This window comes from Tenacibaculum sp. Ill (assembly GCF_051938915.1).
Lineage (GTDB): Bacteria > Bacteroidota > Bacteroidia > Flavobacteriales > Flavobacteriaceae > Polaribacter > Polaribacter larymnensis.
The window spans coordinates 1,307,128-1,332,985 of sequence record NZ_JBPSCW010000002.1; the positions used below are offsets into that span (position 1 = coordinate 1,307,128).

Consider the following 25,858-nt stretch of genomic DNA (forward strand, 5'->3'; position numbering starts at 1 on the left):
GGAGTGAGTTCTTTTCATTTAACTTCGAGGATGAGATTTTATGAACGAAGAGGTGGCAAGACTAGATTTTTTTGTTTCTTTTTTCATCAATGGAAAAAAGAAAGTATAGAAACATGAAACAAAAACAATACATACTAACCATTGCAGGTCATGACCCGTCGGGAGGAGCAGGATTGACTTCGGATATAAAAACATTTGAAGCGCATGGTTTATATGGACTTTCGGTATGTACAGCAATTACAGTTCAAAATGATATTGATTTTAAAGAATGTATTTGGATTGAAAAGGAAGTAATTATTAATCAAATAATAACCCTATTTGGACGCTTTGAAATATCAGTAGTAAAAATAGGAATCATCCAGTCTTGGGAAGTATTATTAGAAATCGTTCAAATTCTTAAAAAATACAATCCATCCATAAAAATAGTTATAGACCCTATTTTAAAAGCAAGTGCCGGATTTGATTTTCATTCTAAAGAAGACCTAAAGGTGTTTGAAGAAGTATTACATCATAGCGATTTTATCACTCCAAATTATGATGAAATCAAGGGTTTATTTCCTTATAAATCGATTGAAGAAAAGATTGAGTTTATTTCAGAGAAGACCAATATTTATTTAAAAGGAGGGCATAGAGAAGACAAAAAAGGATGGGATGAAGTGTATCATAGTAAGATAGTACAGTTGAATATTCCACCGAAAGCTACATCCGTTTTTGAAAAGCATGGAAGCGGTTGTGTGTTGTCTTCAGCTTTAGCTTCAAATATAGCGAAAGAACTTTCTTTAGAAGATGCATGTATACATGCGAAAAGGTATACAGAACAATTTTTAAACTCTAATAAAACGCTCTTAGGAGAGCACAACTATAAATGATAAGTAAATTACATTATATAACTCAAGGAAAAACTCCAGAAGAGCATTTAGAAAATATTCAAAGAGCTTGTGCTTCAGGAGTAGAATGGGTGCAACTTAGATTAAAGAATCTAGATCCGAAAATAATTCTAGAAACAGCTCAAAAAGCCAGAGAAATTACGAGTCATTTTCAAACTCGTTTAATTATAAACGATTACTACAAAGTAGCTAAAGAAGTCAATGCAGATGGAGTTCATTTAGGAAAAATGGATACGTGTCCGCTAAAAGCTCGTGAGTATTTAGGGAAATGGTATTCCATTGGTGGGACTGCTAATACTTTAGAAGATTGTAAAATTCTACTAGAAAAAGGAGTAGATTATATTGGTTTAGGTCCTTATCAGTTTACAGAAACTAAAAAGAATTTGAGTCCAGTTTTAGGAGCTGTCGGATACCAAACATTATTAGAAGCGTTAAATACAACTACTCCCATCATAGCCATTGGGGGAATAACTATAGAAAATGTACCAGAAATTATAAATACAGGAGTGTATGGTGTTGCTGTGTCAGGAGCTATTACTCAAAACTTCAACTCGATTTCTACATTTCATAAAATATTAAAGGCACCTAGTACCAACGAACAAGTGTACAAAATAGGAGCGCAATAAATCAGCAATAATGAATACCAACTTAACAATAGCAAATAAAACATTTACCTCACGTTTATTTACAGGAACAGGAAAATTTAGTTCTTCACAATTGATGAAAGAAGCTTTATTAGCTTCTGAAAGTGAATTGATAACAGTTGCTTTAAAAAGAGTAGATGTTCAAAATGAAGAAGATGATATTTTATCGCATTTAAATCACTCAAGAATTAATTTATTGCCAAATACTTCAGGAGTAAGAACAGCAAAAGAAGCTGTGTTTGCAGCTGAATTGTCTAGAGAAGCTTTGGAAACAAATTGGGTAAAGTTAGAAATACATCCAGATCCGAGGTATTTATTACCAGATCCTATTGAAACCTTAAAAGCTGCGGAAGAATTGGTGAAAAAAGGTTTTGTTGTAATGCCTTATATACATGCGGATCCTGTTTTATGTAAACGTTTGGAAGAAGTGGGGACACAATGTGTGATGCCGTTAGGAGCTCCTATAGGAAGTAATAAAGGATTAAAGACCTTAGAGTTTTTAGAAATCATTATTGAACAATCCAATGTTCCTGTAGTGGTTGATGCTGGTATAGGAGCGCCTTCTCATGCGGCTTATGCTATGGAATTAGGAGCCGATGCTGTTTTGGTAAATACTGCTATTGCTGTATCACAAAATCCAGTAGCCATGGCGCAAGCTTTTAAAATGGCGGTAGAAGCAGGAAGAATGGCTTACGAAGCAAAGTTAGCACCTGTAAGAACACAAGCAGAAGCAAGTAGTCCGTTAACGAGTTTTTTAAATTAGATTATAAAAGTGTCATAGTTAAATCTAGCGATAAAATCCACCGAAAGAAACGTTAAAAATGAAAAGCTGTTTGAGTGGAGCGAGTTCTTTTCATTTAGTTTCGAGGATGTGATTTTTATCAGCTAAGAATTAATAAGACTAGATTTTTTTGTTTCTTTTTTCATCAATGGAAAAAAGATAAAACTAACAATATATTATGAGTAGTTTCAAAAATACTTTCAATCAATACAATTGGGATGATACATTACAAAGGATCTTTAATAAAACAGCAATTGATGTCGAAAGTGCTTTAGCAAAGGACAAACTTGATTTGGAAGATTTCAAAGCGCTTATTTCGCCCGCTGCAAAACCTTTTTTAGAGCAGATGGCACAGAAGAGCCGAATACTGACTAAAAAACGATTTGGAAATACCATTCAAATGTATGCTCCGATGTATTTGAGTAATGAATGTCAGAACATATGTACCTATTGTGGATTCAGTTTTACAAACAAGATTCCGAGGAGAACCTTAACTGATACTGAAATTTTGAAAGAAGTAGCCTTTTTAAAAGAGAAAGGTTACGATCATATTTTATTAGTAACTGGAGAAGCTAATAGAACTGTGGGAGTGGATTATATTAAAAATGCAATTCAGTTGATTCGTTCTCAATTTTCAAATATTACCATTGAAGTCCAGCCTTTGGATCAGGATGAATATGAATTACTAATTGAAAGCGGATTGTATGCTGTATTGGTATATCAGGAAACCTATCACCAACAAGAATATAAAAAGCATCATCCGAAGGGGAAAAAGTCAAATTTTGAGTACCGTTTGGAAACGCCTGACAGGTTAGGAAAAGCAGGAATTCATAAAATTGGTTTAGGGGCTTTGTTTGGATTAGAAGACTGGCGTGCTGATAGCTTTTTTACCGCATTGCATTTGAAATATTTACAAAAAAACTATTGGAAAACGAAGTATTCTATCTCATTTCCAAGGTTAAGACCACATTCAGGAGGATTGGAACCTAAGGTAGAAATGACTGACGCTGATTTAGTACAATTAATCTGTGCATTTAGAATGTTGGATGAAGATGTAGAGTTGTCTATGTCTACCCGAGAAAGCGAAGTTTTTCGAAATAATATTGTTAATTTAGGGGCTACCTCAATGAGTGCAGAATCTAAGACAAACCCTGGAGGCTATACGGTTGAACCTCAGTCGCTAGAGCAGTTTGAGATTTCAGATGAACGAAGTACAGAAGAAATTGTAGCAATGTTAAAAGGTCAAGGACTGGAAGTAGTTTGGAAGGATTGGGAGCAATTTAGAAGTTAGACTATTGCACTGTTAGAATCAAGAGTATAGATTTTAGAGTTGTTGAGGTTGATTTATTCTACAAACAATTATGAATTTAAGTCAAGAAGAGCAAAAACAATACAATCGTCATTTAATTCTAGATAAAATAGGAGAAGAAGGACAACTAAAATTAAAACAAGCCAAAGTTTTAGTGATAGGAGCTGGTGGATTGGGTTGTCCTGTATTACAATATTTAACGGCTGCTGGTGTCGGAACGATTGGAATTATAGATAATGATGTAGTAGATCAAAGTAATTTACAACGTCAGGTTCTATATACGATGGATGATATAGGAAAGTCAAAAGCACTAACAGCTGCAAATCGTTTGTCAAAATTAAATCCGTTTGTTCAGTTTCATGTTTATCAAGAGAAATTGACCAATCAGAATGCTATTTCTTTATTTGATAAATATGATGTAATTGTAGATGGAAGCGATAATTTTGCTACTCGTTATTTAACAAACGATGCAGCAGTACTCACTCAAAAGCCATTGGTATATGGAGCCATTTTTAAATTTGAAGGACAAGTAAGCGTATTCAATTATCAAGGAAGTGCTACATATCGATGTTTATATCCAACACCACCCAAGCCTGAAGAATCACCCAATTGTTCAGAAATTGGAGTAATAGGGGTGTTGCCTGGAATTATAGGAAGTTTACAAGCTAATGAAACTATTAAAATTATTTGTGGAATAGGAGAAGTGTTAGCTAATAAATTATTGATGTATGATACCTTAAGTATGCGTCAAATGATATTGAAATTTGAAAAGACGGACAAAGCTGAGATTACTGAATTAGATAAAGATTATGATTTTTTTTGTGGAATTAAAGCAGCTACCCACGAAATAACTTTGGAAGAACTACAAAATAATCAGTCAGCATATAATCTATTAGATGTTCGTGAAGATTGGGAACGAGAGCAACATCATATAGGCGGGCAACATATTCCGTTAGGTGAGCTTGCTCAACGGTACCAAGAAATACAAACAAATAAACCCGTAGTGGTTTATTGTAAATCAGGAGTACGAAGCCAACGAGCGATTGATTTTTTAGAACAACAATTTGACACCGTTACTTTTATAAACTTAAAGGGAGGGTTATAAGTTTTATTGCGTATGGTTTATCTCAAGCAGTGTAGCTTTCTTTTGATAGATTTGTATTGCTTTTGTATAAATGTTTTTGCTTGTCAAGCAAAGTTTATTATAGTATAAAGAATTCTTCTTTTAAAACTTAAAATTCTTTATACGTAGATTTAATTTGTTGATAAAAATTAACAGTATTTTAAGTGGTTTTTATATAAAAAAGTATTATAAAGTAAAAAAGCTTTGTTGTGATTACATTTTTCACTTAATTTGCAGACTATTAAAGGGGAATAAAAGATTAAGTCTACTATATAAAAAACTATGTTAAAGAAAATTGCTGTTTTCTTTCTTTTGTGGTTGTTTACTGTTCAGGTAACGATTGCATCAGAAGGGTATAATGCTGTTAAAGAAACAATAAAAGATAGCTTAAAAGTTAAGCCAATAAACTCTTTTTCTAATTCTTTATTAAAAGAAACTTATGAAATAGAGACTTCACAGAAAGTAAAAGAATTTTCTTGGACCAATATTAAAAAATGGTATCCAGCTTCTTCGCTTGTAGTTAATGATAGAGATAAAGCACTAGCTTCATTTGAACAAATTGAAAAACATGAGTCTTGGGTAGACAATTTTTCAAATGAAGATATAAAAGAACTCCCTGTTGGTGTTAAGCATACTAGAGAGAACATTCAATATGCTATAGGGATAACACAAGCTAACATTTATAAAGACTATACAGAGTTAACTGTTTTTGCAAGGGTGCGTTTGCCTCAAACTAATGAAAACGGTTATCCCGTAGAGTTATTTTTTGGAGCTAATAATGTTAAGTTATCGCATGATGGAGGTATTATCGGAGATGCTAACTTAGTATTGTTAGGAGATATGCATATACCTTTTAATGGAGGCAAATGGATGTTAACTTTAAAAGGAGGGTTTGATTATAGAACAGGTGTAACGCAAAATAAAACATATGTAACCATTAACTGTGATGGTGTTAAAGAGTTAGGGATAGAAGGAGAAGTTGAGTTTTCAAGAGAGTTGATTGTACCTTTAGAAGAAAACGGAGAAGTAAATGAAGGAAAAACAAAAGTTCCTTATAAAGTAGAAACAGAAAACGGAACGCAAACTCTCCAGGTACCTTATCGTGTAAAAGGAGCTTTTAAAGCTATTGCTTCAGATTGGAATGATTTATTGGTCGGAATAAGTCTACAACCTTTTGTTTTAGCTAAAAAGAGAAATAAAAAAGATTATGATGGTAATTTTCAATTCTATTTAAATGAAGCTGTTCTAGATTTTAGTGACTTACGAAACTCACCTAGTGTTAAATTTCCCAAACATTATCATAAAAACGGATTATTACTACCAAATCAAAATATTTGGAGGGGAGTTTATGTAAACACTTTAGATGTAAAACTACCTAAAGAGTTTAAAACTTCAAAAACTATTTCTAAAGGAGATAAGAGAATAGCTTTCGGAGCTCATAACTTATTAATTGACGGTCATGGAGTTTCAGGTTCTTTTTATGCAGAAAACATTTTTCCATTAAATGAAGGAAGAACAAATAAAGAAAAAGCTTGGGCATACTCTTTAGATAAAATAGAAATATCGTTAGCAGCGAATAAATTAATTGGGGCGTCTTTTGATGGACGTATTCAGTTACCCATTTCAAAATCTGAAAAGAAAAATGAAAAACTGGGTTTAAGATATACAGGTGTTATCTCTGAAGAAGAATATCTATTAAACGTACGTAATGATTCTGTTATTGATTTTAATATATGGAAAGCTAAAGGAGAATTGTTGCCCAACAGTGCTATTGAATTAAAAATAAAAGATGGAGAGTTTAAACCAAAAGCAATACTTCATGGTCGTTTAGCAATTAGTGCAAATCAGAAAGAAAGCAACAAAACAACTGAAAAAAAATCAAGTAAAAGGAAGTTAGTTGAGTTTAAAGGAATAGTTTTTCAAAACTTAATTTTACAGACTGAAAGCCCAGTTTTTTCGGTTGATTATATGGGGTATCGAGATAAGGTAGCTCTAGCTGGATTCCCAGTTTCTATAGAAAATATAGGAATTACAGCAAATAAAACAAATGCAAACTTATATTTTGACCTAGGGATTAACCTAATGGGAGAAAATAATGGTTTTGCAGCAAAAACTAGTTTAGGTATTATAGGGACTTATGAGGAAGAAAATTACAGACAAAAATGGAAGTTTCAGGGAGTTGAAATTAATGCTATAGCCTTAAAAGCTGATTTGGGAGGCTTCTCTATGGAAGGAAACCTAACATTAATGAATGACGACCCAGAGTATGGTAACGGTTTTGCAGCTAATTTGAAGGCTGAGTTTAAGTCAGGAAATGGGATCAAGGTAGGGGCTAAAGGAGTTTTCGGAAAAACTACTTTTAGGTATTGGCAATTTGAAGCGATGGTGGATAATTTACCTCCTGGGACAGGATCGGGAATACTAAATTTAGAAGGTTTTTCAGGAGGAGCTTCTTATCGAATGAAACGTACAGATTTTTCGTCTTCTTTTTCACCTTCTGGTATAGGCTATGTTCCAGATAGTAAGATTGGTTTAGGTGTTAAAGCTATGGTAATGTTTAATGCTGTTAAGAAAGAATTAGTAAAAGGAGGAGCGGGGTTTGAAATAGTTTTTAACAGCAAAGGAGGTGTTGATTTCTTAGGTTTTTACGGGCAAGCAACGCTTATGGGAGTGGAGATTCCAGGAATGGGAAAAGTAAGTGAGTTAATGTCAAAGCTGAAGGAAAATACTATAGCCAAAGAAAAATTTTTAGGGGTAACTAAAGAGAATATAGATAATTCATGGACGGGAAGAAACCTCTTAAATAAAGCATCGGGAGATTTTCCACAAACACCAACAGATAAAATGGCTATTAGTGCTAAAGTTGGAATTACCTATGACTTTCAAAATGATGTACTTCACGGTGAATTAGATGCTTATGTAAATGTTGCAGGTGGTTTTGTAGAAGGTAGAGGAACAGGTGGTAGAGCAGGTTGGGCAGTATTACATTTTTCCCCTGAGGATTGGTATATATATGTAGGCACACCTGAGGATCGTTTAGGTTTACGTATAGGCGTTGGCCCTGTAAGTGTAGAGTCAGGAGGGTACTTTATGGTAGGGTCTAAATTACCGGGATCGCCACCACCCCCACCTATAGTCGCTGAAATTTTAGGAGTTGATGCCAATGAACTTGATTACATGCGAGATGAAAATAGTTTAAGTAATGGGGGAGGTTTTGCTTTTGGAGCAGATATATCGATAGATACAGGAGATTTACGCTTTTTAATCTTTTATGCTCGTTTTCAAGCAGGAGCAGGTTTTGATATTATGTTAAAAGATTATAAAGAAGCTCGATGTTCTAATACAGGTGATCAGGTTGGAATTAATGGGTGGTATGCTAATGGACAAGCTTATGTGTATTTACAAGGGGAGTTAGGTATTCATGTTAAGCTATTTTTTGTAAGCAAAAAAATACCAATCATAAAAGCTGGTGCAGCTGTACTTTTACAAGCGAAAGCTCCAAACCCTGTATGGATGAGAGGGTATGTTGGTGGACATTTCAGTGTGCTAGGAGGTTTAGTAAAGGGAAGGTTTAGATTCAAATTAACATTAGGAGAAGAATGTGTATTTGAAAATGCCTCGCCGTTAGGTGGACTCAAAATAATTACAGATGTAACCCCAGATGATGGAGGCAAAGATGTAGATGTATTTGCTATACCTCAGGCTACTTTTAGTATGAAGGTTGGGGAGCCAATTGTTATACCAGAAGACGAAGGAGATAAAACGTATAAAATCATTCTTGAAAAATACAGAATACTACATAAAGGGAAAGAGATACCGGGAGTAATAGAATGGTCTAATTATAAAGATAGAGCCAACTTTATTTCTACTGATATTTTACCACCTAATGAAGAATTAACTGTTGAAGTAGAAGTAAGTTTTAAAGAAAAAGTAAAAGGAATCTTTAAAACAATAATGATTGATGGTAAAAAAGCTATTGAAATAGAAGAAAGAACCTTTGTTACAGGAGGAGCACCAACAGTAATTCCACTACATAATATTACATATGCATATCCTGTTTTAGATCAAAAGTATTTTTTAGAGAAAGAATACGATAAAGGATATATCCAGTTAAAAAGAGGACAAGACTATCTATTCGATGATACACAATGGAAGAGTCATATAGCGTATGAAAAAGAAGGAGAATTACCCCTGAAAAGTGAGTTTAATTACAATACATCAGATAATGTACTTACATACGATTTACCTAATGTAGTACAATCATCTAAATATCATTTAAGTATTGTAAGTGAGCCTAAAACTAAAAACAATACTTCAAGTAACAGTGATAGTACTTATAAAGATGTGGATTTAGGAGATGATAGTAACACAGTTGAAATACAACAAAATAAAGCAAAAAGTATTTCAAAAGATGGAGAAATAGAAAGATTAACATATGATTTTAGTACTTCAAAATATAAAACGTTCAAGGATAAGATAAACTCAATAAATACAAAGGAATATAACTGGGGAAAACTTTATTCAGATGTTATTTATTTAAGTAATAGAATAGAGAGCCATGAACCATTTGATATAGTAGAACTGTTAGGAACAAGCTACACAGATAATGTTCCTTTAGTAACTATAGAAGCAACTTTACAAGACGATTATTTTGAAAAAGATATAAATCCACCATTGTATGCAAAATATCCTTTAGGAGGTTACCGAGTAAAAAGACGTGACGAAAGCGAATTGGGAGCGCCTCCAAAATATGCACTTCCATTATTAAACAGCTATGTAAGTAATGCAGAGTATGAGGTAAATAAAAAGATGCTAGAAACGACGTTTCCTTTCAGATATAATTTAGGGTACGTATATAAACAAGACTGGATAGATATACAATCACAAATAGTAAATGATTACAGTGACGGAATTATAAACGATGGAAATTCAGTATTGGAATTCTTAGATAAGAATTATTTATTTATGAGATATGGAGATTATAAAATAAAACTGTTCTATACATTACCAAGTGGTATTAAAGGAACCAATACTATTTATAAGTTTAAAAACCTTAATAAGTTTAGGTAGTAATTTAAAATATTAATTAGAGGCTTTAAAAAAGATAAAAGAACATGAAAAAACAGTTTATTGTTTGTAAGATATTGTTTTTCGTAGCTATGAGTTTTTTGTTTCCTATGAGTTCTTTAGCTCAAATAAATGAAACAAATGTACAAATACTTGCTAGAGTGCAAAAAGATAAAGTTTTATTACGATGGGCGGCAACTACAGCAAATGCATGGAAGAAGACAAACAAGAGTGGTTTTACATTAGAAAAATACGTGCTTTCTCGTGATGGTAAACGATTACCAAGTCTAGAAAAAGTATGGGCAAAAAACATACAAGCAGACCCTATTGAAACTTGGCAAGAAATTGTAGAAAAAGACAACAATGCAGCAATCATAGCACAAGCATTATTTGGTGAAAGTTTTTTTATACAAGGAGGAAGTGAAGGGCAATTGGCAGATATTTACAATTTAGTGAATGAAAATGAACAACGTTTTTCATTCTCTTTATTAGCGGCTGATATGAGTTTTGAAGCAGCAAAAAAAGCAGGTTGGGGTTTTGAAGACACGGATGTAAAACTTCATGAGAAATATGTGTACAAGATTAAACCAGCAATTATAGAAAGCGCTTCAAAAACTTTTAAAATAAAAGGAACAGCTGCTATAGCTAGTATTAAAGATTATGAACCGTTACCAGCCCCTATAGATTTTCAGGGGATTTTTGGAGATAAAAACGTAATTCTAACATGGGAGTATCAATTATTTAAAACAATATATACTTCTTATAATTTAGAACGTTCAGAGGATGGTATAAACTTTACACCGCTAAGCAAAGAACCTTTGGTGAACTTGAACGATAAACCTGAAGCCCCAGCAAAGCGCATGTTTTATATTGATTCCTTAGCAAATAATACAAAGACGTATTATTATAGAGTTAACGGAATTTCCCCGTTCGGAGAAAAAGGATTGTATTCTACAATAATTTCAGGAGAAGGAAAACCTATTTTGCCTTACACGCCTAGAGTTTTTGATGTAGAGCTCACCAAAAACACTAATGAGGCAATAATTACATGGGAGTTTCCCAAAAAAGGAGAAACATTGCTAGAAAAATTCCAACTACTAATCGCCCCAGTAGATAAAGGTCCTTACATCGTGGCTGTAGATAACATTTCTCCGCAACAACGTAAACTTACCTATTCCAAACTACAAGCGTCAAATTATGTTAAGATTAAGGCAATAGGGAAAGATCCAAAACAAGAAAAAACATCGTTTTCAACACTGATACAACCTTTAGATAGGACCCCGCCAGCGATACCTACAGAATTAAGTGGGAAAATAGATAGTTTAGGTGTAGTCCATATTACTTGGAAACAAAATATAGAACCTGATTTTTTAGGATATAGAGTTTTTAGAGGTTTCTTAAAAGATGAAGAACCGTCACAAATAACAGTATCACCTATAAACCAAAATAGTTTTATTGACACAGTAACAGTAAAAAACTTAAACGCTGAGGTGTTTTATAGTATAGTAGCTGTTGATAAGCGTCACAATCACTCCGAAAAATCAGAGGTGTTAATATTAGAAAAGCCTGATCTAATACCACCAACAGCTCCAGTTTTTTCAGGATATAAAATAAAAGAAGGAAAAATCATAATAGAATGGATACCTTCTTCAGAAGAAAAAGTAACACATGTTTTGTTAAGAGAGAACCTTACGGAAAGCAAGGAGTTAGAAACTGTGTTTACTACTAATGATACAGTTCGTCAATTTATAGATACCAAATTGGAATCTAATAATAGGTATCGATATCATATCAAAGCTATTGATAAAAGTGGGCTGACTTCGCTTCCCTCATCACCTTTAACTATTGAAATGGTCAACTTAGTTCCAAAAGAATATGTACGAGGGTTAGATTACGTGGTGAATAGAGAAACAAATCATATAGAACTTTTTTGGAGAGCAAATAAAGCTGAAATAGCTGAATACACTATTTATAAACAGTTAAAAGATAAACAACCGAGTACTTGGCGTATTTTACCAGCTAACATAAAAACAGTTATAGATAAAGAAATAAGCCCTAATGAAACGTATATATACCATATACGTGCTACACTAAAAAAAGGAGGCTACGCTAAAGTAAAAACTATTGAAATAAAATTTTAGAAAATGAAAAAGGTTATAATTCTTTTTTTATTGATAGCAAGTACCAGTAGAATATTTTCACAGATAAATCTTGGAGGAGAAGCTAAATATGAATTAACTATTAGTGGATATGCACAGATAGATATTAAAGCATGTGGGGATATTTTTGGATTAAGAAGTATTAAAGTAAAGTATGAGGATGGAAAAATACAGACTGTATGGAGTGGAAGAAGATATAGAGATTCTTTTACCCATGTAGTGGAATACAATAAAAGTAATGTTATAACAGAAGTGCTTTTTCATGAAATAAATAGATGGAAAACAACTTTTGGTTGTAATGGTGGCCCAAGGGATATAAACACATCCATCTCTATAAACAATACTTGTTTTAATGGTTTTGCAAAGGATTTAGGGCATCAACTTAAAAGAGTTTCAATAAATTCAAGACCAATAACGGTTATTGAAGAAAAAGGAACTCCTTTGTATTTAGATGAAACAAACTTTTTAACAATTGACCTGCCAAACACACTGAATAATGAGCATTATAACTGGAAGTATAAAGTAGGTAATGGGGCTACTAAATTGATTCCTAATTCATTTAATAATACAAATATTTTAAACTTAAAAGGAGAAGATTTTTTAACAGACTTAGATTTTGGAAAAACTATATCAGTTTGGGTAGAAACAAAGTGTGATATGGGAGCACAATTAGCAAGTCATATAGCAGCTAGAGATGCTTATTCTGAAGCTGCTAATATATTCTATAAATGTTCTAGAAATATTTTTCAACTAAAAAAATGTTATAATGATCTTAATAAAAATGCAACTAAATTCTATGATAAATATTATACACAAGAATTGATTGATGCATATGATAATAACACCTCAAATGTAATCCAGTTTACATACTTAAAGGGTGCACCTCACATAGTGTCAGTAGAGCCTATAGATATCAGTTGTTTTAAAGAAGGGAATGGTAGTGTAAAAATAAATTTTGATAGAGCTATACTACCTAATGAACTTCTAAGTATAAATATTGTTGATTTAAATAATCAAATAGGTGTTGATATAGATAATAATCCTATTTATGAAAATGTAGATTCGTATTCTAACATTGGTGTAGGTGGCTTGGATGTAGACAATTCATTTACGTTTAGCTCAGAAATAGGAAAAGCACTACCTAGTGGTAATTTTCGTGTAGTGTTGTTAGGATCGATTAATGGAGTTGCTACTTATACAGGAGGAGATACACATGAAAAAGATTTCCCCATAGATGAACCCAACCCCATCGAATTTTCAGCAACTTCAACTAGTGTATGGTGTAAAGGAGGTAGTGATGGGACAATTACTATAAAAGCTAGTGGAGGGCAAGATAAAGAAAAGTACAAGTATTTGCTACGAGAAAAAGAAGATACAAGTCCTGTGTTAGATAGTGATTGGATTGAATTTAAAAACTTAGCAACTTATACAGGAACCTTTCCAAACGTAAAACGTGAAGCTACAGAAGTTATCACAGGAAAACCAGCTGGAGATTATATTATTCAAATAAAAGATGCTAATAATTGTATTGCTAAAGTGCCTGTAAGAGATGGAGCAGGAAACATTATAGGTTTAGGAGAAGAAAAAAAAGACCCTGTAGTGGTTAATGAACCAGATTCACCTGTAAAAATAAATTTTGTACATGAGGAACAGCCAACTGCTTTTGGGTTTTCTGATGGAGAAATTAAAGCTCATGTTACGGGAGGAACTCCATTACCTAATGGAAAGTACAATTATACATGGAAACACGAAAATGGTACTACATGGAATACCTTTAGTGATATTGTAAATGCCGATGGGTGGTATTTAACGTTAACAAATGCTATTGCAGGAAAATATAGTTTAACTATAACAGATGCAAATTATAATAGCGCTACAAATAAAGAAGGTTGTACAGTAGCAAATGCAGAGTATGTATTACAAGAGCCGTCAAAGTTAATATTGAAAATAGAAGAAACTAATTCCATTTCTTGTAATAGTAGTAATACTTACGGAGATCCATCTAGTGATGGGGAACTTACAGCTATAGCTTCAGGAGGAGTCCCTTTTAGTCCACTTATAAAAGGTGAGTACAAGTATAAATACACATGGAAAAAGAAAGACGCGTCTGGTGTTTATCAAATCATACCTGGAGAAACAGGAAATGTACTTAAAAATAGAGGAGCAGGAGAATATGCAGTTAATATTGAAGACGCAAATGGAATTATTATAGGAAGCTATAACAATAATAGATTAGTCAACCCAACAGATATAGAATACGAGCTACAACAGCCAGAATTATTAAAAATAACATACACTAAACAAGATGTATTTTGCCATAAAGGAACAGACGGAACTATAAACACTACAATAACAGGAGGAACGGGGAATTATATTATCTCTTGGAGTACAGGAGAAACTACAGAAGATATATCAAACTTAGTAGCTGGTAATTATACTATTGAGGTAACCGACGAAAAAGGGTGTCAAGCAAGGGAAACCATAACAATAGATGAGCCTCTTTCTCCAATTGATATAAGTTATACCTTTTTTGAACCAACATTTGCTGGTGCTACAAACGGATGGATTAAAGCTACAATAACAGGAGGGACTCCTTTAAACGATGGTTCTTATACATATATATGGCAAGATGCGAGTGGAAATAATTTAAATACTCAGGTAACTTCAAGTTCTAATACGGGGAGTTATGAATTAACCTTAAATAGTATAGGAGAGGGAACATATAAGCTAACAATTCAAGATAAAAACTACCCTTTGGCAGTTGATAAAAAGGGGTGTACTGTAATTGAAAGTGAATATTATATTGATGACCCCGAACCGTTAAAAGCAAATGTTGAATTAAGAAAACCTATTTCATGTAATAGTAGTAATAGTTACGGAGACCCATTTTCTGATGGCGTTTTAGAAGTTATAGCAGAAGGAGGGATAAAACTACAACCCAATGAAAATAACGGTTTATCCTATTATTATACTTGGAAAAAAGAAACAAGTCCAGGAGTTTGGACAATACTTACTACACAAACATCAAATATAGCAAGTGGATTAGACGCAGGAAATTATGCAGTAAATATAGAAGATGCTAATGGTATTATTTTAGGTGTATATAAAAACAATGTATTAGAAACCCCAACAGATGTAATTTATAATTTTGAAGAACCACCATTGCTGGAATTAACTTTTGAAAAGCAAGATGTGTATTGTTACGAAGGTAGTGATGGTTGGGCAAAAGCAATTATTAAAGGAGGAATGCCTCCATATAACATCGAGTGGGAAAGAGGAAACAAAGTAGCGCAAATAAATTCCCTAACAAAAGGAGAATATAGTGTTACGGTTACAGATGACAGAGGTTGTCAAGTAACAGGAAGCATATTAATAAAACAACCAGAGAATCCAATAAGTATAAACTTTACAGCTTTTGCTACGCCTTCTACAGGACAAGCATCAGATGGTTGGATACAAGCAGAGATAGAAGGAGGAACCTCTTTTGCTGATGGTAGTTATACTTATTATTGGCAGGATGAAAAAGGAACAATATTGAACGGGCAAACGGAAACAAGTATCGTAAATGGTAAATTTCAAATAAAAATTAACAATATCCCCAAAGGGTTATATCACTTAACTATTGAAGATGCAAATTATGTTTCAGCTACTACTAAAGAAGGCTGTACTCATATAGAAGAAGAGTTTATTTTATATGATCCCATAGAAGCTACTATTAGCATTGAAAATCCTATTTCATGTAATCAGAATAATAAGTTTAACAATCCTTATGCCGATGGGGCTTTGAAGGCGAGTGTAATTGGAGGTTTGCCTTTTAGTACAGGACAGTCGTATATATATTATTGGAAAAAGAAAAACAGTAATGGAGTATATGAAGATTTGAGTCAAAACAATCCAATAGCCACTAATTTATCAACAGGAGAATACGCTTTAAATGTAGAAGATAGTAGAGGAGTTATAATAGGTGCTTATGAAAGTTTACAGTTAATCAATCCATCAGATGTATTGTTTAGCTTTGAAGAACCAGAATTACTTGCACTATCGTTATCTGCTACAGAAATTTCTTGTGATACAGGAAATGATGGAACTGCAACTGTAGCTATTTCAGGAGGAATACCTCCTTATAATATACAGTGGTCTAATGGAGCAACTACTAACACGGCAGAAAACTTAATAGCAGGAAATCATTTGGTGTTTGTTACCGATGCTAGAGGATGCGAAGCAACAGGAAATATTACAATCGGACAGCCAGGAGGGTTAAAGATTGAAGTAAATAAAAAGAATCCTACTTGTTATGGAGCAAATGATGGAACCATTTATCTTGATATTTCAGGAGGAGAAGCGCCATATACTTACATGTGGGACACAGGAGAAAAAGCTACAAGCTTACTAAATTTGGTAGAAGGAACTTATAAGTTTTCATTAATAGATGCTAATGGATGTAAAGCTTTTACAGAAGTAAAACTGGAAAATCCTGAAAAATTAATTATAGACTTGGGAACAGACAAGACCTTATGTATAGATCAAACCTATGTTTTAGACGCAAGTATTGAAGATGAAAATGCAACATACAGCTGGATGTCAAGTAATGGGTTTAGCTCAAAAGAAGCATCAATAACTATAACAGAAGAGGGTATTTATACTGTTACTGCAACATCTTCATTAGGTTGTGTAGCTACCGATACTATAACAATTAATTACAGTAATCAAGAAATAAACGCTGAGTTTTTAATGTCGTCACAAGCGTATCTTAATGAAGAAGTGGTTGTGTTTCATACAAGTAATCCTGCTCCTGAATCTTTTGAATGGATGTTGTCAGACGAAGCAAAAGTAGTAGAAGAGAAGGAAAATACAGTAGTTCTTAGCTTTTCTAAAGCAGGAACCTACGAAGTTGGATTATTAACAAAAGTTGGTGACTGTGTACAAGAAGTATACAAAAAAGTAGTAGTTGAAGAAGAAAGTGGATTAGTCGACCCAGGAGATACAGAAACCCCATTTATTGAGGCGTTTAGTATTTCTCCAAATCCAAATAAAGGAAGTTTTTCGGTTAGTATAGATTTAGTAGAAGCAACCCCTATTTCTCTTCGTATTTTTAACACACAAGGGCAATTTATAACAAAACATATACCCAATGAGACATTAGAAGAATATAGTATTCCGTTTACAATGAATTTAGCTTCAGGAATGTATGTTGTTGTGTTAGAAACAGCAAAGCAAACACAGGTAAAAAGAATGATTGTAGATTAAAAAAATGAAGAAATTTTATAACTATACATATATTTTACTAGCAGTAATTTTTGTGATGACTGCATGTTATAAAGAGACCCCAATTTTTATAAAAGCAGATTTTGAAACTTCTTTTGTCAATGATGATGAGTCTGTACCTGTACAAATAAGTATTCGAAACAAAACAGAAGGGGCAGATACTTACGAATGGACTTTTGAAGGGGCAACAATAATTTCTTCTTCAGATAAAAACCCAGGAGGTATTGAATATACGAAAGCAGGAACATACACAATAACTTTAAAAGCTTCTAATGTTGATGGTTTGGAAGAAACGTTAACAAAAGAGATTACTGTTGTAGAAGGAATAGACATACAGTTCTCAACAGAAATAATTAAAAGCAATTATCCACCAGTAGAAGTTAAACTAACAAATAATACAATTGGAGAAGATTTAACGTATCAATGGACCTTTGAAGGAGGTAAACCAACAAATTCATCTGATAGAAACCCAACTAACGTAGTATTTGAAACACCAGGAGATCACCGTATACAAGTTGTGGTGTCAAATGGTTTTGAAACTATTACCAAAGAAGAAACTATAACAGTTTTACCAGATATTGATATAGATTTTGGATGGGAAGTCGATTTTTTTGATGATGATTATCAAGCTCCAGTAACTATTACCTTACAGAATAAAACAACGGATGCATTAAGTTATCAATGGACTTTTGAAGGAGGAGCACCTAGTAAAAGTATAGAAGAGAATCCAGAGGTTACTTTTCAAAATATAGGGACATATACAATCAAGTTGATTGCTTCTAATGGGAAGAAAGAAAAAACAATAACAAAAACTATACAGGTTAAACCAAATACAAACTTAAGAACATTTACAGATGTTAAGTTAGGGATTAACTCTGCTCATAGTAACAATAATGTAGGAGCCTTTTTTTCAACAGAATTAAGAAAAACAGTTACTGCAAATGAAGTTACTGAAGAAAACGGATCTAAAATAGATCTCGTTTTTCTGGGACTTAGTAATGGTTTTACCTATAATAAATTTCTGTCACCAACCGAAGCAGGTTCCAATGGTTTTGTAGCAATCCCTAATGCACAACACACGAAATTAATTAACTCTCAAGAAACCTGTAGCTGTGGGGTAAGTTTTAGTGTTGCTCAATTTGATGCAATGAAAAATGACATTCCTTTACAAACTATAACAATTACGGAAACTCCAAACGGATTATTACATTTTGATAGTACCATGAAACCAAGAATTGTATTGTTTCAAACTGCTGATGGAAGAAAAGGAGCTATAAAAATAAAGGAGTTCGTAGATAACGGAAGTGATTCATACATCCTTTGTGATATTAAAGTTCAAAAATTGCCTTAGAATGAATTTATCGAAATTAAAATATAGATTAAAACAAGCATTGTTTTTTTATTGCTTATTGCTAGTTGTAGGAGTATATGCGCAACGTTATCCAGTACAAGTAACGCAAACCATTATTCCACCATATTCAACAAAATTAAGTGACTATGCAACGGCAAGCGATGTTAAGTTTCGTTTAAACCTATTGTTAACCGATGTGGTAGCTAATAACAAACAAGTACGATTAAAGCTACGTATAAAAGGAAATGGTTTTGATATTCAGTCAACAGATTTTGTTGCGGGAGCTTCACAAGTGACTTTGAATGGGGGAGTATTACAGCAGTTTACAAATATCGATTTAGCTGCTTATTTTCAGCCTAATAATTTAATAGGTATTTCGCCTCAACAATATAATAAACCTTTGCCAGAAGGTATGTACTCCTTTTGTTGGGAAGTATACGATGCTTATACAAATCAACAATTAAATCACCCAACAGCTGGCTGTTCTAACGTTTATTTATTACTAAACGATCCACCGTTTTTAAATTTACCTTATAAAGGAGATCAAATTGTGGCGCAAGATCCGATGAATATTATTTTTCAATGGACGCCAAGACATACCAATGCTACCAATGTATCGTACGAATTTGAGTTGCGAGAGTTGTGGGATACGCAAATAAATCCGCAAGCAGCTTTTTTAGCATCGCCTAACTATTACTCAGAAACTACGTATACAACAACATTATTATATAATATAGGGAAACCTACTTTATTACCTAATAGAAGATATGGTTGGCGAGTAAAAGCCAAATCTACTACAGGAGTTAGTGAAAACTCAATTTTTAAAAATGATGGTTATAGCGAAATTTATTACTTTACCTATACCAATGCCTGTTATCCACCAACTTTTGTATTGTCAGAAGTAGTAGCCAAAGATAGAGTTAAACTTACTTGGCAAGGACACCCAGACCATAAAAAATACCATGTACAATATAAAAGAGCAGATATACCCGATGCTGAATGGTTTGAGGTATATACCTATAACACACAAGCGCAAATAAGTAATTTACGAGCAGGAAAAACTTATATGTTTCGAGTAGGAGGTACTTGTAATGAATTGACAGATTTTGAACAAAGCTATTCGTACAGTCATATGAGTCAGTTTACCATGCCTGCAAAAGACGAAATGGGGAGTAGTTATAACTGCGGAATTATTCCAGAAATACAAATTGATAATAACGATCCTCTAAAAAATATAGGAATCAATGAAACCTTCACCGCAGGTGATTTTCCTGTAACAGTTAAACAAGTACAAGGAGGAAACGGAACCTTTACAGGAGTAGGGTACATCGTAGTTCCTTATTTAGGGGATACTAAAATAGCGGTAACCTTTGATGCTATAAGTATCAATACCGATTATCAATTGATAGAAGGAGTGGTAAAAACGACCTACGACCCAACTTGGGGAGACATGGGAGACACTAACGATTGGACTCAAGGGGGAACTGGAAACTCAGAATCAACTGAGGTAGATTTTCCAGTTTCAGATGTGCAGATAGATCCGAATGGAGATATATTAATTATAGGAGAAAACGGAGAAGTAGTAGAATTACCAGGAGGTGAAGATATTGTAATAACTGATAGTAACGGACAAGTTTGGGCAGTTGATGAAGAAGGTAATGTAACTCCGCAAGGAACACAAGCAGAAGGAGGAGCTAGCAATCCAGAAAATACCAATGGTGTTAATAACAATGGTCAAGCTACTGCGATATCAGCCAAAGGAGTAATAGTAACCTTTAAAAAAGCATCCAATAGTAAATATGGGTTCGATGGTTACGAAAGTAACTATAGTGCTACGAAAGATTTATATAAAAAATTAGGTAACGATTATTATGTACCCTACAAAGCTGTTGCAAAGAACGATACTGAAACTATTGTAGCGAATTTAGCTATTACAGATAGCAAAATTAAACCCCAAGACATTGTTTTTAAAACAAAAGACGGAGTAGCGATTACAAAAATAGACAGTACAGCTACTTCTTATACCTTACAATTAAAAGGTGTTTTTGACGATGCTGAAATAGAAACACAAGCCTTAGTAAAACAAGGAACTAAATATGAGGTTGCAGGTGCTTTTATACAATACCAAGCAACTCCTAAAAACGTAAAAGTAGTAGTGGTAAATACTTCTAATACTAGTGCACGTACAATAAAAGAATCGTTACAAAACATATATAAACAAGCAATGGTAAACCTTACCATTACTGAAATTAACGATTTTAAAAATGATTTAGAAGCGTTAACTCCAAATGGAACCATACAAAGTGGAGAAAGTGGTTTTGCAGCACAATATACCGAACAACAACGTCAAATAAACAATAAACTAAAACAACACTCACAATACCAGCAAGATGCTTACTATTTGATTGTAACAGATAAAACACCTTCTTCTACTAGCGAAAAAGGATTAATGCCTTTAGGTAGGCAGTTTGGGTATGTGTATACGACCAACTGCTCAACTGCAGACTGTGTAGCATTAACTGCTGCTCACGAGTTAGGACACGGAGCTTTCCAATTAAAGCACCCGTTCTCTTCACAGAGTTATCAATATGCACAAAAAGCTACCAATTGGTTACTTGATTATAAAGACGGAACAAAACTCCCTTTTGTACATTGGCAAACTATACACAACCCTAAATTACGTATAGGGGTTTTTGATAGAGATAGTGAGGGGCAAAGTGTAAAAACATCTCTAGATATTTCTTTATCCATAAATGAAACGAAATATAAGTGCGAAAATGGTAAATGTATCAAGTCAGAAAAAGGTAAGTATTATTATAGTTATTTAACTCCATCAGGAAAAAGAGTAATATTATCGCAGGATTATACACCGATTTTTTATCATGGAATTTCAAATGATAAATATACACATATAGTACCTGGTGCTTTAATAGGTTTTGAGAGAGAAATAGAGAATCCAACAGGAAAAGAAAAGTACTGGTCATTACTTTCATCAAATGGAGAAAACTTTTTAGGGTATAATAATGATTTTATTTATGAAGAAAAGAGTTTTGATGATGATGATAACAGTGTTGTTATAGGACTTCCTTTTGGCGGATCTTCTGGAGGAGCTTCTAAATGGAAGAATTATAAATTTACATTACAAGACCTAGAAAGTTTTAAAGAAAAAGATCAAAAAGTTTTAAAAGTAACTTCAAACGAGTTTAAGAGTTTAAAGCTGTTTTCTAGTAAAAAACCTGTAAAGGTTAAAATTTATGATAATATATCTAAAATATTAGGAGAAGAACAGATAAGCGTAACAGAATCTGAACTTAAAATTTTAAGAGGTAGATATTTTGAGATTCCAAAAATTACCGATTTCACAACTCTAATTAAAGGTATAACAACAATAAATCATGATGAAAAGCCAGAAGTATTTCTATTAATAAAAATAGCTGAAATACAAAATAGATATCCATTTTTGTTTGAAAAGTATAGTAAGTGGTTTGATCAATGGAACGTATACGCTTTAACACAAGAAAACTACCTATCTGTTAGTGCTAACATAATATCTACTGTTGCTAGTTTTAACTATGGAGTTTGGGAAAGAGATAATATAACAAAGCAGTCTATTAACAATCAATTCAGCAGTTACAGAAAGTGGAAAGATAATTTATCGAGCCATAATGATGATATATATGATTTTTATAAAGACTTTACGATAAGCTTAAGAAAATATACAGATACGCAAAGTGAAGGAAATTTTGAGTGTTTAAATAATTTAAAAGATAAAACAGCAAAAGAAATTTTTGAGTGTGTTGAACTAGCTAGTAATGATGAGCTTAAATTAATATCTCAAGAAAATAGGCAAGAAGCAATAAGAATTATAGCCTATGAAGGTAATACTAGTGATTTTCTTAGAGATAGAGAAGAAACAGTAGTTCAAAGATTAATAAAGTATGTGCCTTCAAGTTTTAACAGAGATGAATTTATTTCGTATTTAACAAATACAACTATTTCATTATACACTACTTCTCAATACGGTACAGTAACAAATTTTGATACTCCTTTATGGCAAGTATTGTTTGATAAAATAGATGACTCTAAATTCTTATTCCCAGGAGATAATAGAAATGCAGTAATGTTACAGTTACTAAATCACTATTATAATTCTTCACAGTACGAAAAAGATATTAACAAAGTAGTTCTAGATTATCAAGAAAAAGTTTTAGGTCAACCAGTAAAAGCAATTGATGCTTTGCACAAACAACTCTATACTTTTACAAACGATTATCAAAATATTTTAAGAAGAGGATTTACTCACTTTAAAGGAGCTGCAGCTCCAGGAGGAATTTTTAACGATCCAGATGATTTCTATTTTTCAATTGATGCAGAGATAAAAGGGTTTAATAAAATACATTTAAAACAAAAACTAAAATGGGGTTTTATACCTAACACTCTTCATGAAGATGACTTTGGACCATTTGATTTATCTCTTATGTTAAATATAAGTAAAGAAAGTTTATTAAATGGTTTCAGTTTAAAAGATAAAGAAGGAAGACCTCAGTCGGTACCTTTACCAGCTATAATGCTTTATTATGCAAGTGAGGTTGGTAATGAGCAAACAAAAAGTGATATAATTCAATCTGTAATAGATGTAGCTACGCTACCTATACCTGCTACAAAATTATCTCAATTAGGCAAGGTGTTTTATTATGCAGATAAAATAAGTTCTGTATCAAGTCTTATGGCTACAGCCAATAGAGAAGATAATCCAGAATTATCTAGATTTTATAATAGGTTAAGTATTGTTACTGGAGTTGCTAGTATAGGAGATATGGTAACACCTAATAAACTACTAAAAGAAGTGATTTCTTCAAAAAGCCTAGCAAAATCAGCAGACGATATAGTAGAAGATGTTATAAAGTTTACAGAAGAGATAGAAAGTTTACCTGTAGGTAAATTAAATGCAGTTGAAATAGGTGTTAGTAGAAGAATTCTAGAAGGAAATTTAGAAGAATTCAAAGCTTTAAACCTTATAGATGAAACAAAAAGAATTAAAATAGTTAATGCTCTTGATAAGTTAGGAAAAGGTTTAGACTTTGATATAAGTAAGCATTTGGTGGTATTAGGGGAAAATATCGATTTAACAAAGTTAATTACTTTTGAAAATAAAAATAAGGATGGAATTCTAGACCTAGTTATACACGGTGATGCAGAACGTTTTATGATTGATGGAGAATATGTTGAGAATATTACTGATATAGCAAACTGGTTAAAAAACAATAGATCAGAAGTTAAAGAAATTCGACTTCTTTCATGTACAGATATTGCTGGAGCACAAAATCTAGTAGACCATTTAGGTGAAGGATATAAAGTGTATGCTACGGATGGATTTGTTAGAGTGCATGGTGACGGTTCTATTACAAATGTTCCTAGAAATATTGGAGGTGAGTCTAAATGGTACGAATTAAAAAGTAATGCCAATAAAGTTGAATTACCTGAAAATGCAAGACCTCGAGGACCAGATGCAAGTCAATTAGATGATGTAGATTTTTTGGATGAATTTATAGAGTTGTCTAATAGATCTAAGAGAGAAACAATTCTAGCTAGTATAGAAGAAGGATACTATGGAAAAGATATAATCAAGAAGTTTGAAAAAGAATCAGATAAAGAAGCCTTTATAAGTGATCTTTTGGTTTTTGAGAGTACTCACAATATATCAAAATCTAATCTCTTAGGAAATAATATAAGCCAGCTTAATGAAAAAATTGTTGAAGCTTGGTTACAGGCTAAAGATTATCCAACATTAAGAATGGATTTTAAAATTTTGAAAGGATTATCTGAATCAGGTAGCCTTGATAATTTTATTGAAGTTGTATTAAAAAATTCGTCAGTAGGATTACTGGAGTCAAGACTAAGACTTTTTGGTTTGAATAAGTGTGCTGATGCCGTTAAACGAAGAGGAGATGTATTTGTGAATACTTTAAGATTATTGGAAAATGGAGATTTAGAAATAGGTAGTTTTAAGGATTTAGTTGAGTTGTATAGTTTTATGCGTAATGGTAAGAAAATAACTAAAAAAGAAGGGATTAATTGGTTAAATTACTTTAGAGAGTCGTTAAAAAAAGGAGAGGATTTTAACGGTTTTGAAGCTCATCATATTTTTCCTGTAGAGTTGTTTCAAAGAAAGTCTTTCTATACATGGTATGAAAATTACGGATATTCGCTCTATAGTTATAATGCAACAAATAATGTAGAGAATCTTATTATGGTAGAGAAGTTTTTAACAAATCCTAAAAGTAATATATCAGGGGTTCATGCTCCCCATCCAAATTATTCTGAAAGTATAGGAGAATATTTTGATAAACTCTTTGATGATTTAAGTAAAAAATATGATTTTAAAGACAAAAACCAATTAATTGAAGCGATGGAGGATTTTCATGATAAATTAGACGAGTTACGTTATAATATCAAACAAGAAATAATAAACAAATCAATTAAAGGGAATATCAAAATAGATGAATTGTGGAAAGGAAATAATTTTAATAATGTTAAACCTAATTAATAAAGTATGGAAAATTTATACTATGATTTAATACCCAGTTCATCACAATGGAAAGTAGGATTTATTATAGATTATAAAAATGAAAAGTTAAAGACCTTTTTTCAAAGCTTAAGTGAAAGGAGAATAGCAGAAATAGATGAGCCTTTATCTATGATAACCTATAATATAATAGAAGAAGAAAATAAAAGAGAAGATAAATCTCCTTTTGTTTATGATGCTCTTTATTGGAGCAATGATATACGCATAGGAAGTAGTACTTTACATGGTATAACGTCATTTATTATGAGTGATAGACTTAAAAAAATTATAGAGAATTTTGAATTACCAGAACACAGATTTTACGATGTCGATATTACAAATATTTACTCGAAAGAATCAAGGAGATGGTATTTATTATATATGCCAGAAAATTCTTTAGATTATTTTGATTGGATACGTTGTGAGTTTAAGTTGAAACCAGAATTTCGACTTAGAAATCAGATAGATACTTCCTATATCGGTCCAAATGTGGTGAACTCAAGAGATGAATTTATAAAGTTAAGAAGCAAGTATAGGAAAAATAAAATTAAGAAGTTTTTAGAATTTTATAAAATAAAATTTAAAGTTAAGTTTGATATAATGTGGGGTAACGTAAATATATTAACAGTCAGTGATAAGTTAAGAAAAGAAATATTGAGTAAAGACATTAATATAACCATGGAACCAAATAGTGAAATAAGATAGTA

The 25,858-nt window shown here is 32.5% G+C and carries 11 protein-coding genes; all 11 read left to right on the forward strand.

Annotation, left to right across the window (positions count from 1 at the left end; translation table 11 throughout):
• The first annotated feature begins 113 nt into the window (after positions 1 to 113).
• Positions 114 to 869, forward strand: a complete 756-nt coding sequence (locus ACTPNM_RS06265; protein WP_440121028.1) for a hydroxymethylpyrimidine/phosphomethylpyrimidine kinase — start codon at positions 114 to 116, stop codon at positions 867 to 869.
• A complete protein-coding gene (gene thiE / locus ACTPNM_RS06270) occupies positions 866 to 1,513 on the forward strand; it encodes a thiamine phosphate synthase (RefSeq protein ID WP_440121029.1) in 648 nt (215 codons plus the stop codon). Before ACTPNM_RS06265 ends, thiE begins: the two co-directional genes overlap by 4 nt.
• Positions 1,514 to 1,523: 10 nt before the next feature.
• On the forward strand, positions 1,524 to 2,294 hold the full coding sequence (locus tag ACTPNM_RS06275) for a thiazole synthase (RefSeq protein ID WP_440121030.1): 771 nt from the start codon (positions 1,524 to 1,526) through the stop codon (positions 2,292 to 2,294).
• A gap of 196 nt (positions 2,295 to 2,490) precedes the next feature.
• Complete coding sequence (thiH, locus tag ACTPNM_RS06280; protein WP_440121031.1) at positions 2,491 to 3,603, forward strand: 2-iminoacetate synthase ThiH; 1,113 nt, start codon at positions 2,491 to 2,493, stop codon at positions 3,601 to 3,603.
• Positions 3,604 to 3,673: 70 nt separating this feature from the next.
• Positions 3,674 to 4,726, forward strand: coding sequence for a molybdopterin-synthase adenylyltransferase MoeB (moeB, locus tag ACTPNM_RS06285; RefSeq protein WP_440121032.1), 1,053 nt, complete (start codon positions 3,674 to 3,676; stop codon positions 4,724 to 4,726).
• 300 nt (positions 4,727 to 5,026) lie between these two features.
• Positions 5,027 to 9,814 carry a hypothetical protein gene (locus tag ACTPNM_RS06290; RefSeq protein WP_440121033.1) on the forward strand — a complete coding sequence of 1,596 codons (4,788 nt, stop codon included), beginning with the start codon at positions 5,027 to 5,029 and terminating at the stop codon, positions 9,812 to 9,814.
• 44 nt (positions 9,815 to 9,858) lie between these two features.
• Complete coding sequence (locus ACTPNM_RS06295; protein ID WP_440121034.1) at positions 9,859 to 11,952, forward strand: fibronectin type III domain-containing protein; 2,094 nt, start codon at positions 9,859 to 9,861, stop codon at positions 11,950 to 11,952.
• A 3-nt stretch (positions 11,953 to 11,955) separates the two neighbouring features.
• On the forward strand, positions 11,956 to 17,217 hold the full coding sequence (locus tag ACTPNM_RS06300; RefSeq protein WP_440121035.1) for a T9SS type A sorting domain-containing protein: 5,262 nt from the start codon (positions 11,956 to 11,958) through the stop codon (positions 17,215 to 17,217).
• Between the two features lie 4 nt (positions 17,218 to 17,221).
• Positions 17,222 to 18,586: a PKD domain-containing protein gene (locus tag ACTPNM_RS06305; RefSeq protein ID WP_440121036.1), complete on the forward strand. Its 1,365-nt coding sequence runs from the start codon at positions 17,222 to 17,224 to the stop codon at positions 18,584 to 18,586.
• A 1-nt stretch (position 18,587) separates the two neighbouring features.
• Entirely contained in the window at positions 18,588 to 25,133 is a 6,546-nt protein-coding gene (locus ACTPNM_RS06310; protein WP_440121037.1) for a hypothetical protein, read from the forward strand.
• Positions 25,134 to 25,139: 6 nt separating this feature from the next.
• Positions 25,140 to 25,856: a hypothetical protein gene (locus tag ACTPNM_RS06315; protein WP_440121038.1), complete on the forward strand. Its 717-nt coding sequence runs from the start codon at positions 25,140 to 25,142 to the stop codon at positions 25,854 to 25,856.
• The last annotated feature ends 2 nt before the right edge of the window (positions 25,857 to 25,858 follow it).

Coding starts and splice junctions, on each gene's coding strand:
- ACTPNM_RS06300 (WP_440121035.1), top strand. CDS start 11,956: ATGAAAAAGGTTATAATTCTTTTTTTATTGATAGCAAGTACCAGTAGA.
- moeB (WP_440121032.1), top strand. CDS start 3,674: ATGAATTTAAGTCAAGAAGAGCAAAAACAATACAATCGTCATTTAATT.
- ACTPNM_RS06265 (WP_440121028.1), top strand. CDS start 114: ATGAAACAAAAACAATACATACTAACCATTGCAGGTCATGACCCGTCG.
- ACTPNM_RS06305 (WP_440121036.1), top strand. CDS start 17,222: ATGAAGAAATTTTATAACTATACATATATTTTACTAGCAGTAATTTTT.
- ACTPNM_RS06310 (WP_440121037.1), top strand. CDS start 18,588: ATGAATTTATCGAAATTAAAATATAGATTAAAACAAGCATTGTTTTTT.
- thiE (WP_440121029.1), top strand. CDS start 866: ATGATAAGTAAATTACATTATATAACTCAAGGAAAAACTCCAGAAGAG.
- ACTPNM_RS06290 (WP_440121033.1), top strand. CDS start 5,027: ATGTTAAAGAAAATTGCTGTTTTCTTTCTTTTGTGGTTGTTTACTGTT.
- thiH (WP_440121031.1), top strand. CDS start 2,491: ATGAGTAGTTTCAAAAATACTTTCAATCAATACAATTGGGATGATACA.
- ACTPNM_RS06275 (WP_440121030.1), top strand. CDS start 1,524: ATGAATACCAACTTAACAATAGCAAATAAAACATTTACCTCACGTTTA.
- ACTPNM_RS06315 (WP_440121038.1), top strand. CDS start 25,140: ATGGAAAATTTATACTATGATTTAATACCCAGTTCATCACAATGGAAA.
- ACTPNM_RS06295 (WP_440121034.1), top strand. CDS start 9,859: ATGAAAAAACAGTTTATTGTTTGTAAGATATTGTTTTTCGTAGCTATG.